14 protein-coding genes are annotated in these 15,491 nt (G+C 68.9%); 9 read left to right on the top strand and 5 right to left on the bottom strand.

All coding sequences use genetic code 11. The annotated features are described in order from the left end of the window. Positions 1 to 4: 4 nt before the first annotated feature. Entirely contained in the window at positions 5 to 526 is a 522-nt protein-coding gene (locus OG801_RS09805; RefSeq protein ID WP_406035519.1) for a putative immunity protein, read from the top strand. 13 nt (positions 527 to 539) lie between these two features. On the opposite strand, the gene OG801_RS09800 is transcribed toward OG801_RS09805, so the two are convergent. Continuing rightward, complete coding sequence (locus tag OG801_RS09800; RefSeq protein WP_406035517.1) at positions 540 to 1,010, bottom strand: NUDIX hydrolase; 471 nt, start codon at positions 1,008 to 1,010, stop codon at positions 540 to 542. 412 nt (positions 1,011 to 1,422) lie between these two features. On the opposite strand from OG801_RS09800, the gene OG801_RS09795 reads away from it, so the two are divergent. Further along, entirely contained in the window at positions 1,423 to 2,694 is a 1,272-nt protein-coding gene (locus OG801_RS09795; RefSeq protein ID WP_406035515.1) for a DUF222 domain-containing protein, read from the top strand. 188 nt (positions 2,695 to 2,882) lie between these two features. Here the strand turns inward: OG801_RS09795 and OG801_RS09790 are convergent, their stop codons facing one another. Next, positions 2,883 to 3,896 (bottom strand): LCP family protein, encoded by a 1,014-nt coding sequence (locus OG801_RS09790; protein ID WP_406035513.1) that lies wholly within the window; start codon positions 3,894 to 3,896, stop codon positions 2,883 to 2,885. A 48-nt stretch (positions 3,897 to 3,944) separates the two neighbouring features. Then, positions 3,945 to 6,377 carry an aminopeptidase N gene (gene pepN / locus OG801_RS09785; RefSeq protein WP_406035511.1) on the bottom strand — a complete coding sequence of 811 codons (2,433 nt, stop codon included), beginning with the start codon at positions 6,375 to 6,377 and terminating at the stop codon, positions 3,945 to 3,947. Positions 6,378 to 6,599: 222 nt separating this feature from the next. On the opposite strand from pepN, the gene OG801_RS09780 reads away from it, so the two are divergent. Both OG801_RS09780 and pth read left to right on the top strand, forming a co-directional pair. Beyond that, complete coding sequence (locus OG801_RS09780) at positions 6,600 to 7,220, top strand: 50S ribosomal protein L25/general stress protein Ctc (RefSeq protein WP_350659331.1); 621 nt, start codon at positions 6,600 to 6,602, stop codon at positions 7,218 to 7,220. A gap of 7 nt (positions 7,221 to 7,227) precedes the next feature. Further along, the gene (gene pth, locus OG801_RS09775; protein ID WP_355017853.1) at positions 7,228 to 7,836 is read left to right on the top strand and encodes an aminoacyl-tRNA hydrolase; all 609 of its coding nucleotides are present in this window, start codon (positions 7,228 to 7,230) and stop codon (positions 7,834 to 7,836) included. Between the two features lie 17 nt (positions 7,837 to 7,853). Here the strand turns inward: pth and OG801_RS09770 are convergent, their stop codons facing one another. After that, positions 7,854 to 8,450 (bottom strand): LuxR C-terminal-related transcriptional regulator, encoded by a 597-nt coding sequence (locus OG801_RS09770; protein ID WP_378674689.1) that lies wholly within the window; start codon positions 8,448 to 8,450, stop codon positions 7,854 to 7,856. Between the two features lie 432 nt (positions 8,451 to 8,882). Here OG801_RS09770 and OG801_RS09765 point away from each other — a divergent pair, with 432 nt between their 5' ends. The 5 genes from OG801_RS09765 to OG801_RS09745 all read left to right on the top strand — a co-directional run bounded on the left by OG801_RS09765 (position 8,883) and on the right by OG801_RS09745 (position 15,002). Then, positions 8,883 to 9,875 (top strand): sensor histidine kinase, encoded by a 993-nt coding sequence (locus OG801_RS09765; protein ID WP_406035508.1) that lies wholly within the window; start codon positions 8,883 to 8,885, stop codon positions 9,873 to 9,875. Next, positions 9,856 to 10,548: a response regulator transcription factor gene (locus OG801_RS09760; protein WP_091052720.1), complete on the top strand. Its 693-nt coding sequence runs from the start codon at positions 9,856 to 9,858 to the stop codon at positions 10,546 to 10,548. The genes OG801_RS09765 and OG801_RS09760 overlap by 20 nt, the downstream gene beginning before the upstream one ends. Positions 10,549 to 10,788: 240 nt before the next feature. Continuing rightward, positions 10,789 to 12,036, top strand: coding sequence for an exopolysaccharide biosynthesis polyprenyl glycosylphosphotransferase (locus tag OG801_RS09755; protein WP_406035506.1), 1,248 nt, complete (start codon positions 10,789 to 10,791; stop codon positions 12,034 to 12,036). 82 nt (positions 12,037 to 12,118) lie between these two features. Further along, on the top strand, positions 12,119 to 14,185 hold the full coding sequence (locus OG801_RS09750) for a protein kinase domain-containing protein (protein WP_406035504.1): 2,067 nt from the start codon (positions 12,119 to 12,121) through the stop codon (positions 14,183 to 14,185). Between the two features lie 10 nt (positions 14,186 to 14,195). Beyond that, a complete protein-coding gene (locus tag OG801_RS09745; RefSeq protein WP_406035503.1) occupies positions 14,196 to 15,002 on the top strand; it encodes a 3'(2'),5'-bisphosphate nucleotidase CysQ in 807 nt (268 codons plus the stop codon). A gap of 3 nt (positions 15,003 to 15,005) precedes the next feature. Here the strand turns inward: OG801_RS09745 and OG801_RS09740 are convergent, their stop codons facing one another. Then, entirely contained in the window at positions 15,006 to 15,491 is a 486-nt protein-coding gene (locus tag OG801_RS09740) for an SRPBCC family protein (protein WP_406035501.1), read from the bottom strand.

Raw genomic sequence — 15,491 nt, 5'->3', positions numbered from 1 at the left:
CGTCGTGGCGGGCGACTTCGAGCTGACGACCGACGAGCTCCGGGTCGTCGCCCGCTACGTCGCGGAGACCGCTGCCGAGGTGCTGCCCCTGTTCGAGGCGGCCTGCCCCGACGACCCTCGACCGAGGCTGGCGCTGGATGCGGCCTGGGAGTTCGTCGGTGGTGCGAGACGTACGAAGCTGCAGCGGGTCACCTCCTTGGATGCCCATCGGGCGGCCAAGGAGGCTCCTTCTGAGGCGGCTCGGCTGGCTGCCCGAAGCGCCGGTGACGCCGCCTCGGCCGCCTACCTCCATCCGCTCGCCGATGCGGCTCAGGTCGGGCACATCCTGCGTGCCGCGGCCAGCGTCGCCCGGATCGCGGAGCTTTCCGAGCCTGGGGCTGCCGTGGCGTCCCTCGACCGTGCGGTCGAGCGGGCGAGCCCGTTGCTGCTCGACGTTCTCGCGCGTTATCCGGTCGTACCGGCCGGCAAGAACCGTGTCGCAGAGCTCATGAACGTCCTCGACAGCCGATTGCGAGCGTCTGGCTGACGGCCGCTGGGCGCTAGGGTGCGACGAACCGGGCCTCGACCTCGTCGGAGAGAGCGGCGTCGACCCGCGCCTGGAGCTCCGGGTCCATCTCCGGGAGCTGGTCCACGCGGAACCAGCCGACATCCGCCGACTCATCATCGGCGACGTACGCTTCGCCCGAGCGCCAGGTGCAGCTGAACGTAAGGTCCATGTAGACCGCGCGATCCCCGTTGGGATAGACCATCGGGCTCGTCGCGCCCGCCGACGCCAGCCGGTCGACCATGATGTCGACCCCGGTCTCCTCCTTCGCCTCCCGTACCGCTGCCGTCGCCGGCTGTTCGCCTGGGTCGACGATCCCGGTGATCGGTGTCCATCTCAGGTTGTCTGCGCGCTGGACCAGGAGGATCTCGTCGCCTCTTCGAACTACCGCTGTTACGCCGGGGAGCCAGAGCATCTCCGTTCCTATCTTGCGGCGGAGGGCGACGATGAAGTCTGGGATCGGCATGTTTCTCACGGTAGCTGGGTGGGCTTCGGGCGTTCGCTGACTGTTTCTTCGGGGTCGGGGTGGGCCGCCGACCCTTTCTTCGAGGGTCTTCTCGACGGGCCCCGGAGTAAAGGACGGCCTTCGGCCGCCGGCTTCGCCGGCCGCTTCGCGGTCCTTGACACCGGGCCCCGTCGAGAAAAGATTTGGCTGGCTATCGGGGCGGCGGCCCGAGTGTGGCGCGGAGAGATTCGTGCGCGTTGAGTTGGCGTTGAAGGGCGTAAGCGTGGCCCTTCGGGCCACTTACCATCCACAGATGCTAGGTCGTTCGCTCACCGCGAAAACAGTGGTTGAACTGGGGAAATAGATAGTCAGCGAAGGGCTGGAGGCGTAGAATCAGACCCATCACAACACCTCTTTGAAGGGAGGGACGGCGATGAGTCTCGGCCGCGAGATCGAAACCTGGGGCACCAACCCCGGCGACGCGATCGACGCTGCCTTGAAGGCCATCGAGTCCGCCCTTGAGGAGCTGTTGGCCACCGATCCTGCCTACTGGCGCACCGGGCAGAAGAAAGACCTCCTGGAACGGTTGGAGAAGCTCCAGGCCCAACAGGCCGCGTTGAAGCTCCGGGTGCTCGCCACGGCCGGCGATATCGCCGAGGAGACCGGCGCCAAGGATGTGTCCGGGTGGATGCGGACCGAGCTGCTCGTCGACAAGGGCATTGCCCGATCCCAGATCAAGCTCGCCGCAGGTGTCGCGAAATACGAGCAGGTTGCCGTTGGTCTCGCTGAGGGTGTGGTGTCCCAGGACAAGGCCCGGGTGATCACCCAAGCCCTCGACGCCATCGAAGCCGACCCCGCTGCCAGCGGCGAAGACCTGATCCTGGCCGAGAAGCTGCTGGTCGACTACGCGGTCCGGTTGACGGCGAACGAGTTGAAGATCGTGGGGCGACGGATCCTCGCCGAGATCGACCCTGAACGGTTCGAGCAGGCTGAGGCAAAGGCTTTGCAGCGGGAGGAGGAGCACGCCCAGCGGCGTACCTTCTTCTCCTCCCGCGACAACGGCGACGGCACCATCGACATCCACGCCAGAGTCTCCCGTGCCATCGGGATGCGGCTCCGCACCCTGCTGGACTCGTTGGCCCAGCCGAGGAAGCTCTCGGCCGAGGACAAGGGCCGCAAGGCCCCCTACGACCGGCTGCTGGGCCAGGCGTTTGCCCGCGTGGTCGAGACCTACGACGTCGACCAGTTGCCCCGCCACGGCGGCCACGGCACCACGATGTTCATCACGATGAGTGTCGACGATCTCCGCAAGGACCTCGGCACCGCAGCCCTCGGATTCGACGGCGAACAGATCACCGCCGCCGAGGCCCGCCGGATGGCCTGCAACGCCGACCTCGTCCCGGTGGTGTTGGGCACCGACTCTGAGATCCTCGACTTCGGCCGCACCGCAAGGTTGGCGTATCCAATCCAACACAAGGCGCTCCGGCTACGCGACAAGTGCTGCCAAGCCGAAGACTGCGACGCTCCAGCGGCCTGGACCGAGGCCCATCACTTGAGACCGTGGTCCGAAGGCGGTCGAACCGATCTGGCGAACATGGTCTTGTTGTGTGCGAGTGATCATCGTCGGATCCATGACCCCGACTACGGCTATGAGCGACTTCCGAGCGGCCGGATCCGGTTCACTCGGCGTACCCGAACCGGCTGATCGGTGGCGGCCTGCGCCGCCGTGCCCGTATTCGTCCGAGCCCATATGGCGCTCGCTGATCTGAGCCTTCGCGCAGCCTCTGGTCTTGCCGCTGCTGCGGTGCGGCCGCCAGGTCCAAGATCTTCTCCGAGTAGGCCAGCCACCCTCCCCGAAAGGGTCGGCGGCCACCAGCCCCGCGAAAGAGCGCCCTAGCTGACCGTTCCGCCGGTAACTAGCTCAGGGTTCTCAGCCAGCCACGCATCCATCTCGTCCTCACGCATAGCCGCCCACAAGCGGCGGCCCTCGCGCTTGTCGAGACGGACAACGCTCTGCGCACCCTCCTTGCCCAACCCGGCCACAGGGGCAGTGAAGAACGTCAGGTCCTCCGAGGGCATCCGGGCGAGATCCAGGGCCAGACCCCGAAGGTCGCCGCCGGAGAAGCCGGAGTCGACGGTGAGGTGGCGGGTGATGATGTCGAGGAGATCGTAGGCCTTCTTGGGGTTCTTCGGGTCGACGCTCTGCCTCAGGCCACGGAGGATGGAGCGGAGCACGTACTGCTGGCGCTTCACCCGGTCCAGGTCGCCGCCGGGGAGGCCGTAGCGCTGGCGTACGTAGAGGAGGGCCTCTTCACCGCTGAGCAGGTGGGTGCCCTTGGTCCAGGTGCGGTGGCGTGCGGAGTCGTGGACGGTCTCGGGGATGTAGACCTCGACGCCGCCGAGGAGGTCGCCGATCTCCTCGAAGCCGGCCCAGTCGACCCAGGCGACGTGATCGATGCGTACGCCGGTGAGCTTCTCGACCGTCTGCACGCTGAGCCTCGGTCCACCCTGGGAGAAGGCGGCGTTGACCTTGGCCTTGCCGTGCCCGGGGATCCGTACCCAGGAGTCCCGGGGGATCGAGACGACCGAGGCGGAGCGGCGGTCCGCGCTGAGGTGCAGCAGCATCATCGTGTCGGCCCGCTGCTCGCCGGGCGTCCACGACGCCGTGGCCTCGCTGCCGGTGGTGGCCTTGCCGCCGGTGCGCCCGTCGGTGCCGAGGAGCAGGATGTTCAGGGCGCCCGCAGCGTCGCCCGCTGCCTCGGGGCGTTCCTCGAGCCCGGCGAAGACATCGACGGTCCGGACCTGACGGTCGAGCCGGTGGGCGAGATACCAGCCGGTGCCGGTCACGGCGCCGACGAGCACGACGAACGCGATCCCGACGCCGAGCCAGATGCGCGACTTCTTCATGGCCGTCCTCAGTGGTGGGGGTCGAGGGCGGATAGAGGCTAGTGGTCGCTACTCGCGGTCGTCGAAGTGGTCCTCCCAGGACCGCCGCAGGATCGTCGGTACCTCGCCCGCCAGGGCGGTGCGCAGCGCATCGAGCTGACCCTCATCGAGAGCGATCCGCGGGAAGGCGCGGCCGACCTCGATGGCGAAGGCCTGACCACGGGTGGCCAGGGCCGGCGCCTCGGCGAGATAGGCAGTGACGTAGGGACGCAGCAGGTGCGCCTGCTCGGCAATCCACATCCCCGATGCCAGCGCCCCGAAGCGACGGTTGTCGACACCGGGGGCGAGCATCGCCTCCCAGGCGGCGTCCTTCGCGCTGGTCGAGGGGCGGGCGGCGAGGGCCCGAAGCGCCCCGAGCTCTCCCTCGGCGGTGCCGTCCCGGTCGCGCTCGGTCGCGATGAAGCGCGCGTCGGCCTCACCGAGCGAGGCGAGACGTACGATCGCCGCCCAGCGTGCGGTCGGCAGCAGCGGGATGCCGACCCCGACCTTGTCGGCGTCCAGCCAGCTGCGCAGCAGTTCGGCGTCCGCGCTGGTCGCGGCCAGGGCCGCGGTCCAGGCCAGGGCCCGCTGCTCGTCGTCGGCGGAAGCCGCCAGGCCCGCGGCGGACGCGGCGGCGACCCGGGCGACCGCTCCAGCCGCGCGCGAGGCAGGCACCCGCTGCGGGATCACGACGGAGCGGGTCTCGGCGAGCACCCCCTCGATGATGTCCGCCCGGGTCTCGGCAGGCAGGTGGGTCTCGACCAGGTCGAGGTAGTCGTCGGCCGACAGGTCACGCGATCGCACCCGGAGGGCGGTGGCGGACCAGAGCACGGCACGTACGAGCGGGTCCTCGATCCGGGAGAGCCCGCCGGAGAGCACATCCCACGACCCCGGGTCGAGGCGGAGCGCGGCGAAGGTCTCGCCGCCGGCGTTGGGGACGACGACGAGCCCGGCGAACTCCGGCAGCGGCACCGGCTCGGCACCCAGCTCGATCCGCTTGCGTTCCACGAGCCGGAGCGAGGAGTCGTAGCCGGCGACGGTGAACGCGTGCGGCCGGCTCCCCTCGCGCTCCAGGACCGGGACGTCCCCGTCGCGCCGCACCGACACCGTGTCGAACCCCGGGCGCCGCAGCCAGGCGTCCACCCACCCGCGTACGTCCTTCGGCGAGCTCGCCGCGAGCGACTCGACGAAGTCGGCCAGGGTCGCATTGGCGAACCGGAAGCGGGTCAGGTGGCGGTTGACCCCGGCCATGAACTCCTCGTCACCGAGCCAGAAGGCGAGCTGCACCAGGCAGGCTCCGCCCTTGGCGTAGGAGATGCCGTCGAAGATGGTGGCGGCGGTGTCCACGTCGGGTACGTCCACCGCCAGCGGAGCGACCGGATGGGTCGAGCTGCGCGCGTCGGAGCGGTAGCCCCACGGCTTGCTCCCGACCTCCACCTCGACCCGCAGGTCCGAGAAGCCGGCGCCGGCCTCCGCGACCCGGTAGCCCATGTAGTCGGCGAACGACTCCTGCAGCCAGGTGTCCTCCCACCAGGTCATCGTCATCGAGTCGCCGAACCACATGTGCGACATCTCGTGAGCGATGATCACCGCGCGGATCGCCCGCTGGGTGTCGGTGATCGCGCCGCGCGGCAACAGCTCGTCGCGGTAGGTCACGCATCCCGGCATCTCCTGCGCGCCCCAGTTGAGCCCGGGCACGAAGACCTGGTCGTAGGAGTCGAAGGGATAGGGCTCGTCGATGAGGTCGGCGTAGTGGACGAAGCACGCCTCGGACGTACGCCGCAGCTCGTCCGCGTCCCGGTCCAGCTCGTCCGCCAGCGACCGCCGGGCATGCCAGCCGAAGTCCAGGCTCTCCCCGGAATCGAGCGCGTACGTCCACCGCACCGAGTGCCACGGCCCGGCGGCGACGACCAGCAGTGCCGGCGGGATCGGGGGAGTGGCGGCGAAGACCCAACGGCCGGCGTCGTGCGAGACGACGGCGCCGTTGGCGAGGACGGTGTCGGCCGGATCGGCGGTGACCGCGACCGCGAACGACGCCTTGAGATCGTTCTGGTCGAAGCAGGCGAAGACCTTCGAGGCATTGTCCATGCCCAGGTAGGCCGACACATAGCGCGATCCGTCGACGGGGTCGGTGAACGTGTGCATCCCGTCGCCGTCGGTCGTATAGGGAATCGTCGCGGTCACCTCCACCTCGTTGACCGCCCCGTCAGACAGCCCGGTCGAGAGGCCGGTCAGGCCCACCCGCCGGCCGTCGTACGCCACCTCGACCGCCTCCCCGTTGACGACCAGCGACACCGCGAGGGCGCCCTTCAGATCCAGGAACGTCTCGGCGACCGTGGAACGGAACCGGACCCGGGTGTGGCTCCGAAAGGTCTCGGGACCGGTGAGGTCGAGATCGAGCGAGTAGGAGACGGAGCTGAGCACGCCGGCCCGTGTGCGGGCCTCGTCGAGTGTGAGGGACACGACCTCCAACGTACGTCCTCGCAGGTCAGCACGCGCGCGCATTTCGCGGTGAGCGTGATCCGGGGATAGTCTGTGGCAGTTGCCTCGGCGAGGGAGCGCATCGCGCTCCGTGATCGACAAGGTGGACGTCTCTTCGGGAGACGCCGTGCCTTCGTCGCACGGCCTTCGTTGGACCAGCCGGGCGCCATTGACGTCAGCACCACTCATCGAGGAGTTCAACGCATGTCCAGCGAGAAGATCGTAGCCGAGAAGCGCACCGAGTTCGGCAAGGGTGCCGCTCGCCGCATCCGCCGTGAGAACAAGATTCCGGCGGTCGTCTACGGCCACGGCGCCGACCCGATGCACCTGAGCCTGCCGGGCCACGCCACCATGATGGCGCTCAAGAACCACGGTGCCAACGCGCTGCTGGAGCTCGACATCGACGGCAAGATCCAGCTCGCCATGACCAAGCAGGTCCAGGTCGACGACGTCCGCCGGGTCATCGAGCACGTCGACTTCGTCGCCGTCCGCGCCGGCGAGAAGGTCACCGTCGACATCACGGTCCACGTCGTGGGCGACGCGATCTCCGGCACCATGGTCGTCACCGACGCCAACACCCTGACCGTCGAGACCGAGGCCACCCACGTGCCCGAGAGCATCGAGATCAGCGTCGAGGGCCTCGAGGCCGGCACCCAGATCCTCGCTGGCGCCGTCGAGCTGCCGAAGGGCACGACCCTGGTCACCGACCCGGAGACTCTGGTCGTCAACATCACCGAGGCCAAGACCAACGAGGAGCCCGCCGACGAGGCCGCCGAGGGCGAGACCGCTGAGTCCGCCGAGGCTGAGGCCACCAACGGCGAGTGACCGACCGGTGACCGATTCGGTGACCGACGGCGTCTGGCTGGTCGTCGGCCTGGGTAACCCCGGGCCGACGTACGCCGGGCACCGTCACAACATCGGCTATCTCGTCACCGACGAGCTGGCCAACCGGCTGGACGGCAAGTGGCGTGCCCACAAGTCCGGCCGTGCTGACGTCGTGGAAGGGCGGCTCCGGGGGGCGACCCCGGGGCTGCCCGGCCCACGCGTCGTGCTCGCCCGTTCCCGGACCTACATGAACGAGTCCGGCGGGCCGGTCAAGGCGCTCGCGACCTTCTACAAGGTCCAGCCCGACCATGTCATCGCCATCCACGACGAGCTCGACATCGCCTTCGACACGATGCGGGTCAAGCTGGGCGGTGGCGACAACGGCCACAACGGCCTCAAGTCGATGCGGTCCTCCCTGGGCACCGGCGACTTCCACCGGGTGCGCGTCGGCATCGGCCGCCCGCCCGGTCGCCAGGAGGTGCACGACTTCGTGCTCTCCAACTTCTCCACCACCGAGCGCAAGGTGTTGCCGTTCGTGGTCGACACCGCCGCCGACGCGATCGAGACGCTGATCAACGAGGGCCTGGAGAAGACCCAGCAGAAGTTCAACTCCTGAGGGTCAACTCCTGAGGGTCAGCTCCTAGGCGGGCGCAGATACCGGTCGTACGCAGCGACCGCGGCCAGCTGGGAACCGACCTCGAACTTCCGCAGGATCGACTTCACCTGGGTCCGCACCGTCGTCTGGGCGACGCCGAAGCGTGCCGCGATCTCGGCGACGGTGGCCCCGTCGTAGAGCAGCTCGAGCACCTCGTACTCGCGCGCGGTCAGCGAGCGGACCAGGCGGTGCATGCGCTCGCGACCGTCCCGGAGCAGGTGCCACTGCGCGATGAGCCCCTCGGCCTCGCTCGGAGTGTGCCCGCGCCGTCCTTCGGCCGCGTCGCGCAGCGTGTCCTCGATCGTGTCCGAGCCGGTGTCGGCGGAGAGCACCGCGACCGCACCGGCCTCGAGCAGGGCACCCCAGAGGCCGCCGCGCGGGGCCGGGGTCAGCACGACCCCGGGCAGGCGCACGCTGCGGACCAGGTCACACAACTCGCCGAGATGGGTCCAGCCGTCGAGGTCGGTGACCACCAGCCAGGCCGAGGGATCTCCGACCAGCAGCTCCTCGGGGTCCGCGGAGATGGAGGCGGTCGCCGCGACCGTGATGCCGCGCTCGTCGAGTGCAACCGTCACGGCATCGAGGGTCATCGTCTCGTCGGCTGAGACAGCAACCCTGAGTCGTACGGTCGAGCCTGCCATGTCTGCCGCGCCGTTCGGTCGTCTCGGGCCACACCAGATCTCCCTGGGGGTATGGGTATTCTGGGCAACCTCAGGCGTAGATCCGAAACCTGTTCTACACAGCCCCAAGTTTGGGGATGACCTGGGACAACGTGTCCCGCAATGTAGTTTGTGGACGACCTCGAAATTCTATGACTCCTCAATTCTCGGTATTGGCCCGGAATGCGGTCACGTGGCGATACGGTGCTGATTACGTTGCCTTGTAAAGGTTTCGGTCACATCATTCAAATTGGGACGGCCCGACAAGCTCGGGCTGGGGGAGCAGGGCCTGGACACGGCCCTATTCGGGACTCATACCTCACTGGCCGACCCGACCTGGGGAGCAGTATGTCTACGTCCATTTTCCAGCGGATCAACTCGGGTTGGTTAACCACCGCCTACGCAACGACCACCGCCGTCTTCATCGGTATCCAAAGCTTTCTGATCGCCGTCCTTCAGGGACCTTGGGTCTCTTTCCACGCCCACGGAGCAGTCCTCTGGGCCATCCTCACGGCCATCGTCGTCATCACCTCGCTCGTCGCCGCCGCAGCGCTGCTGTTCGGTGGCGTGCGCATCTACCGGCGCGTGTGCGCGGCGGAGGCGAAGGCGGCCGACGAGATCTACCACGACCTGCTCAGCGCGCGTGAGACCCAGCGTCTCCACCGGGCCCGGATGCACGAGGTGACCTCTACCCTCGCCGGTGTCCGCTCGGCCAGTGAGCTGCTGTGCAACTCCGACACGCTCGATCCGGAGCGTCGCGTCGCGATGATGACCATGATGGGCAGCGAGCTCAGGCGCCTGGAGCGCCTCGTCCGTGCCCAGCGTGGCGGCGCGGACACGATGCCGATCGACGTCGGCGTGATCGACGTCGACGCAGTGGTCCACAACCTCGCCCTGGCTCATGAGGCCAGCGGCACCACGGTCGTCCACGAGCCCGGCAACGCGCTCGCCGTGGGCAGCTCGGACGCGGCTGCGCGGATCATCAACATTCTTCTCGACAACGCGGCCAAGCACGGCTCCGGCACCGTCGACGTCGCCGTCCGGCACGAGCCTGGCGAGTCCGCTCAGATGGTCGTGATCGAGGTCTCCGACGACGGCCCCGGGGTCGCCTCCGAGGTGCGCGAGCGGATCTTCGAGTGGGGCGTCCGCGGCCCGGACTCGGCCGGCCAGGGGATCGGGCTCAACGAGGCCCATACCGTCGCCGAGCGGATGGGCGGCTCGCTCCGCCTCGCCGCCGCGGACCGTACGACCTTCGTGGTCACTCTTCCCAGCGCCGTGATTCAGCGCCCCACCGCAGGAGCAGACAAGGAAGGCGCCTCCGATGACGTTGTCGCCGCGTAGTCAGTATCGAGTAGTCATCGTCGAGGACCATGTCCTCTTCGCCGAGTCGCTCGAGCTCGCCGTCTCGATGGAGGGATACGACGTACGTCGCATCCCGATGCCCAGCGAGCCCGTCTCCACCGCCACGATGGTCTCCGTCGTGCTCCGCAACAAGCCGAAGGTCGTGCTCCTCGACCTCGACCTGGGCCGCTACGGCGACGGCGTACGCCTCATCGAGCCACTGGCCAAGGCCGGCGTCGACGTGGTCGTGGTGACCGGTGCGATCGAGGAGGCGCGCTGGGGCCAGGCGCTGCGCAACGGCGCCCGCACGGTGCTGTCCAAGTCCCGCCCGCTCGGCGAGATCCTCGGCACCGTCAGGCGGCTCTACCAGGGTGCCTGCGTGCTCGCGGTGAGCGACCGCGAGCGGCTGATCCGGGTCTGGTTCGAGCGCCAGCACGAGGTCTCCGAGCTGAGCCGCCGCATCGAGCTGCTCACCAAGCGCGAGTCCCAGGTCCTCGGCCATCTGATGCTCGGTCGCACCGTCCACGAGATCGCCGTCATCGGCGTCGTCTCCGAGGCGACCGTGCGCACCCAGGTGAAGTCCATCCTCGCCAAGCTCCAGGTCACCTCCCAGATCGCCGCCGTCGGACTGGCCCACCGCCTCGGCTGGCGGTCCCCGCAGTCGCTGGAGTGAGACGACTGGTCTGGACCAGTGGGTTCCGGTTCCCTCATTTGGTCTAACCGGACCCCCATCGGCCCCCAACGACCGCTTTCTTCCCGCATTGTTCTGGCATGAAGTAAGCGTTCGGGCGCCCAGCAGCTATGGGGGAGATTGATGACGATAGAGCTGGCGTCGGTGGAGACAGTAGTCCCGCTCGACATCAACCGCCGGAGGGTGTCTGCCAAGGCACCCTCCCTTCGGTTGCAGGCCTCAATGGTCGACGGGCTCGCGCTGATGATTCTCGCGCCGTTGATCGTGGGACAGGAGATCGTCCCCGCGCTGGCGTGGGGTCTGCTCTGGGGACTGGCCACCAGGATCACCGCGCCGAAGATCCTGCCCGGCGCCGAGCGTCTGCGGGCGACGGTCTCGGGGGTCTTCAAGGCGTTCATGGCGATGAGCATGTTCACCTGGCTGTTGGGTGCGGTGGTCGAGCTGCCGCAGGCGCAGCTGGTCGTGCAGACCATCCTCGGGCTGGTGACCGCGCTCGCGTTCCGGATCGTGGGCTACATCTTCAGCTCCCGCCCGCGCACCCCGCTGCGGGTCGTCGTGGTGGAGGCGGCTCATGATCACGGCGTGATCCCGGAGTGGACTCACCGGCTCAGCGGCGGCCTGATGGAGGCGGCGGCGGTCTGTCGAGCCGACGGGCTCTCCGGCGCCATCGCCTCGGTCGCTCCCGACGCTGTGCTGGTCGTCCCCGGACCCGACCTGGCCGGCCGCGAGATCCAGCGGCTGGCCTGGACGAGCGAGTCCTTCGGCCTGCCGCTGCTGGTCAGCACCCGGATGCAGGACGTGACCCCGCAGCGTACGTCCTCGATGCGGCTGGGCTCGATGACCCTCCTCTACGTCGACGAGGCCCTGCGGGCGCGGCTCACCCGGGTGGCCAAGTACGTGTGGGAGTGGCTGGCCGCGGTGGCCGCCGTCGCCGTGCTCCTCCCGGTCTTCGCCGTGATGGCGGTCGTGATCAAGCTCGACTCCCCGGGCCCGGTCTTCTTCCGGCAGGTGCGCGTCGGCCGAGGCGGCAAGCAGTTCCGGATCTGGAAGTTCCGCACCATGGTCGTCGACGCCGAGTCGCTGCTGCGCACGCTCGACCACCGGCCGGGCCACGTCCTCTTCAAGCTGCGCGCTGACCCCCGGGTGACCCGGGTGGGGCGGGTGCTGCGGAAGTACTCCATCGACGAGCTGCCGCAACTTCTGAATATCGTGCTGGGCCAGATGTCGCTGGTCGGGCCCCGGCCGGGCCTGCCGAGCGAGGTGGCGATGTACGATCGGGACTCTCATCGCCGACTTGCGGTTGCACCCGGTCTGACCGGGCTGTGGCAGGTCTCGGGGCGTTCGGACCTCTCCTGGGAGGACACGGTCCGCCTGGACCTGGACTATGTGGACAACTGGACGCTGTTGCGGGACTTCGGAATCGTCGTTCGTACAGTCAAAGCTGTTGTGCGTGGCTCTGGCGCCTACTAGTGAGTGTCGCCTAAACTCCCAGGCCGTTGTGTGAGCAACCCGACACGTACGAACAACTGGATCCTCGACGGGAACGTCCCCCATGCAAACCTCCCCCCACCCCATGATTGCCGGCCGTTATGAGCTGCACCGCCTGATCGGGCGAGGCGGCATGGGCGAGGTATGGCAGGCCATGGACCTCACCCTGCAGCGCTGGGTCGCGGTCAAGGTCGTGAGGACGTCGGCCGACCCCACGATGATCGAGCGGTTCCGGCGCGAGTCGCTCTCCACCGCGGCCGCCAGCCACCCCGGCACCGTGCAGGTCCACGACGCCGGGATCGAACGCACCGGCAACGGGCCGATGGCCTTCCTCGTCATGGAGCTCCTGACCGGCCCCGACCTCGGCGAACGCCTGCGCTCGCACGGCCCGCTGATCGCCCGCGAGGCCGGTGAGGTCATCGTCCAGTCCGCGCGTACGCTCGCCGCGGTCCATGCCCAGGGGATCGTCCACCGCGACATCAAGCCGTCCAACCTCGTCTACGACGGCGACCGCAGGATCAGGATCGTCGACTTCGGGATCGCGCAGCTCGCCCGGCTGGGCGACCAGCGGCTGACCTCCACCCATGACGTGGTCGGAAGCCTCGGCTACCTCTCGCCCGAGCGTGGCTCGGGTGGCGAGGTCGGTCCGCCGAGCGACATCTACTCCCTGGGCTGCGTCTTCTTCGAGATGCTCACCGGTCGCACCCCCTACTCCGGCGGCGCCCCGGCGACGATGGTCTACCAGCACGCCACCGCACCGATCCCGCGGGTCAGCGGTGTGGTCCAGGTGCCGAAGATCATCGACGACCTGGTCGCGATGATGATGGCCAAGGACCCCGAGCAGCGGCCGAGCGCACACGACGTCGTCGCGGTGCTCACCGGCTCGGGCCCGCTGCCGGTCTTCGACGTGCAGGTGCCCAGGCAGCGTCCGGTGCACGCGTCGGGTCCGATCAGCACATCCGGTGCCTACGAGGCTTTCGGCGGGAGCGGCTCGTTCCCCGCTGCCGGGTCGACCGGTGCGACCGGCTCGTCGGGGGCGTTCGCGAAGATCGGGGCCAGTGGGTCGTTCCCGACCGGCGGGTCCCGGGTGGCGAAGCGCTCCGGCGCCAACCGGACGTTGAGCATCCTGTTGGCGGTGGCCCTGGTCGGTGTCGCTGTGGGCGGCCTGGCGACGTTCGCCTCCTTCCGGAGCGCATCGGAGACCGGCCGGGCGGCCGCGATCAGCGAGGCGCTCCCCGAGACCATCGAGCTCGCTGTCGACGTGATCTTCGAACGGGACGCGCTGCAGCCCGTCGCGCAGGCACCGGTCAACGTACGCTCCACCTACCTGCACACGACCGACCTCGCGGTCGAGGAGTGGCGGACGGCGGCGGCCGAGATCGACGTCGACGGTGACACCGAGCTGCGGACACTCCACCACGACATCACCGAGGTGCTCGACGACTTCGAGCTCTACCGGGTCGAGATGCAGGAAGGTGACCGGGCCAGCCAGGACGCCGCTCGCGAGGTCTACACCGCGCTGGCCAGCAACCTGCTGATGCTCGCGGGGCAGGTGCCGGAGCTGGAGGACGGCCAGACCGGCGACCAGGTGCGCAACCTCAGCAGGCTGACGGGGGCGGCGGAGGCGTTCAGCATCGAGCGGGAGCTCATGGTCGTCGCACTCTCCGAGAACGAGATCGGTACGAAGTCGGTCAAGGAGCTCACCGACGCGGAGGCCGCCTGGGTGAAGTCGTCCTCGGCGTTCTACTCGGGTGCCTCGCCCGAGCTCCAGGCGGAGCTCGATCGGGTCTCCGACGGCACCTTCGACAAGGGCTCGGGCGCGATGATGGTGCAGCGTACGGTCCGCGATGTCGCCGCCAAGGGCAGCATCGAAGGCGTCGCCACGGAGCTGAGGGCGGCGTCGAAGGGCGAGCCGATCGTCCGCACCTGGTCCGACGGCGCCGTCGAATACATCCAGAGCCTTCTACAGGTGATCCTGAAGTCGGCCGAGACCATGGCCAACGACGTCACCGACGTGCACGAGCGTGCCAAGACCGGGCTGGTCCTGCGCGCGGTGCTGACCGGGGTGGCGCTGGTCGCCGCGATCGGACTTGGGCTGGGGCTTTATCGGACTCGGCGGACGCCTCGCTAGAGTGCCGTGGGTGAACTTCGCTCCTGGTGTGCCTACGACCGAGATCCTCGCCTCCGACCACCTGCTGGCCGCCTGGCTCGCCGAGACCGCCGGCCGCCGGCTGCTCGAGGTGCGTGCCACCTCCGGCCTGGAGGGCAAGGAGCTCAAGGACGCCGGTGACCTGGCGGCCCATGAGCTGCTGATGGAGCTCGTCGCCGAGTACCGCCCGGAGGACGCGGTTCTCTCCGAGGAGGGCAAGGACTCCAAGGAGCGGCTCACCAAGGATCGGGTGTGGATCATCGATCCGCTCGACGGGACCCGCGAGTTCTCCGAGCCGCCGCGCGACGACTGGGCGGTGCACGTGGCGCTGTGGGCCTCCTCCAACGACGGTGAGCTGATCGCCGGTGCCGTCGCACAGCCGGCGCTTGCCGACGCGTCCGCGCAGAGCACGTTCCACACCGGTGCCGCTCCTGTCGTGCCGCCGTCGACGTCGGCCCGTCCCCGGATCGCCGTCTCCCGCAGCCGCCCGCCGGCGTTCGTGGAGGCGCTGGCCGAGGAGCTCGGCGCCGATCTGGTGCCGATGGGATCGGCCGGCGTGAAGATGATGTCGGTCGTGCGTGACATCTCCGACGCGTACGTCCACGCGGGCGGGCAGTACGAGTGGGACTCCGCCGCCCCCGTGGCCGTCGCCGCCGCTGCCGGGCTGTTCACTTCCCGCATCGACGGCTCGCCGCTGCGCTACAACCAGGACGACGTCTACCTGCCCGACGTCATCGTGTGCCGCCCCGAGCTCTCCGAGCAGATCCTCTCCTTCATCAAGCGCAACGGGGTGGAGTGAGGCTCACGAGGAGAGCAGCAGCTCCTCGAGCGACTCCAGGCTCTGCCGCGCGTAGCCCTTCCACATCCACCCGAAGACAGGCATCGCGTACGACGCGGCCTGGGACGTGGGCGTGACGTCCCAGGACCAGGTGACCCGGGTGCCGGTGCCGGCCGGGGCGAAGGACCAGCGTCCGGCGACGTGGCCGACCAGGAGCTTGAGCGGGCCGGAGAGCGGCGTGATCTCGTAGGAGAACGTCGAGGGGCTGTCGATGCCGGTCAGGGTCTCGCGCATGGTCGCGCCGTCGGCGAGGACGATCGTGCGGGTCTCGCCGGCGGCATCCCACCCGCCGGCCTGGTCGCGGACCTCGGCGATCGGGCTGATCGCGGCGTACCGGCGGCCGAAGATCTGCGGCAGCGGCGCCGGGAGGACGCGGGCGAGGGCGGTCTCGTACGCGACCGGGATCGCTCGGGAGGATTCGAGGTGCAGTGCCTCTGGGTGCTGAGTCAT

The sequence above is a fragment of the Nocardioides sp. NBC_00163 genome (assembly GCF_045206295.1).
GTDB lineage: Bacteria > Actinomycetota > Actinomycetes > Propionibacteriales > Nocardioidaceae > Nocardioides.
Note: the sequence above shows the minus strand (reverse complement) of the source record. Positions and strands in the feature narration are given on the sequence as shown.

Excerpts from the sequence above, each read along its gene's own strand:
- OG801_RS09800 (WP_406035517.1), bottom strand. The coding sequence starts at position 1,010 with ATGCCGATCCCAGACTTCATCGTCGCCCTCCGCCGCAAGATAGGAACG.
- OG801_RS09795 (WP_406035515.1), top strand. The coding sequence starts at position 1,423 with ATGAGTCTCGGCCGCGAGATCGAAACCTGGGGCACCAACCCCGGCGAC.
- OG801_RS09790 (WP_406035513.1), bottom strand. The coding sequence starts at position 3,896 with ATGAAGAAGTCGCGCATCTGGCTCGGCGTCGGGATCGCGTTCGTCGTG.
- OG801_RS09780 (WP_350659331.1), top strand. The coding sequence starts at position 6,600 with ATGTCCAGCGAGAAGATCGTAGCCGAGAAGCGCACCGAGTTCGGCAAG.
- OG801_RS09765 (WP_406035508.1), top strand. The coding sequence starts at position 8,883 with ATGTCTACGTCCATTTTCCAGCGGATCAACTCGGGTTGGTTAACCACC.
- OG801_RS09760 (WP_091052720.1), top strand. The coding sequence starts at position 9,856 with ATGACGTTGTCGCCGCGTAGTCAGTATCGAGTAGTCATCGTCGAGGAC.
- OG801_RS09755 (WP_406035506.1), top strand. The coding sequence starts at position 10,789 with ATGGTCGACGGGCTCGCGCTGATGATTCTCGCGCCGTTGATCGTGGGA.
- OG801_RS09750 (WP_406035504.1), top strand. The coding sequence starts at position 12,119 with ATGCAAACCTCCCCCCACCCCATGATTGCCGGCCGTTATGAGCTGCAC.
- OG801_RS09740 (WP_406035501.1), bottom strand. The coding sequence starts at position 15,491 with ATGACTCAGCACCCAGAGGCACTGCACCTCGAATCCTCCCGAGCGATC.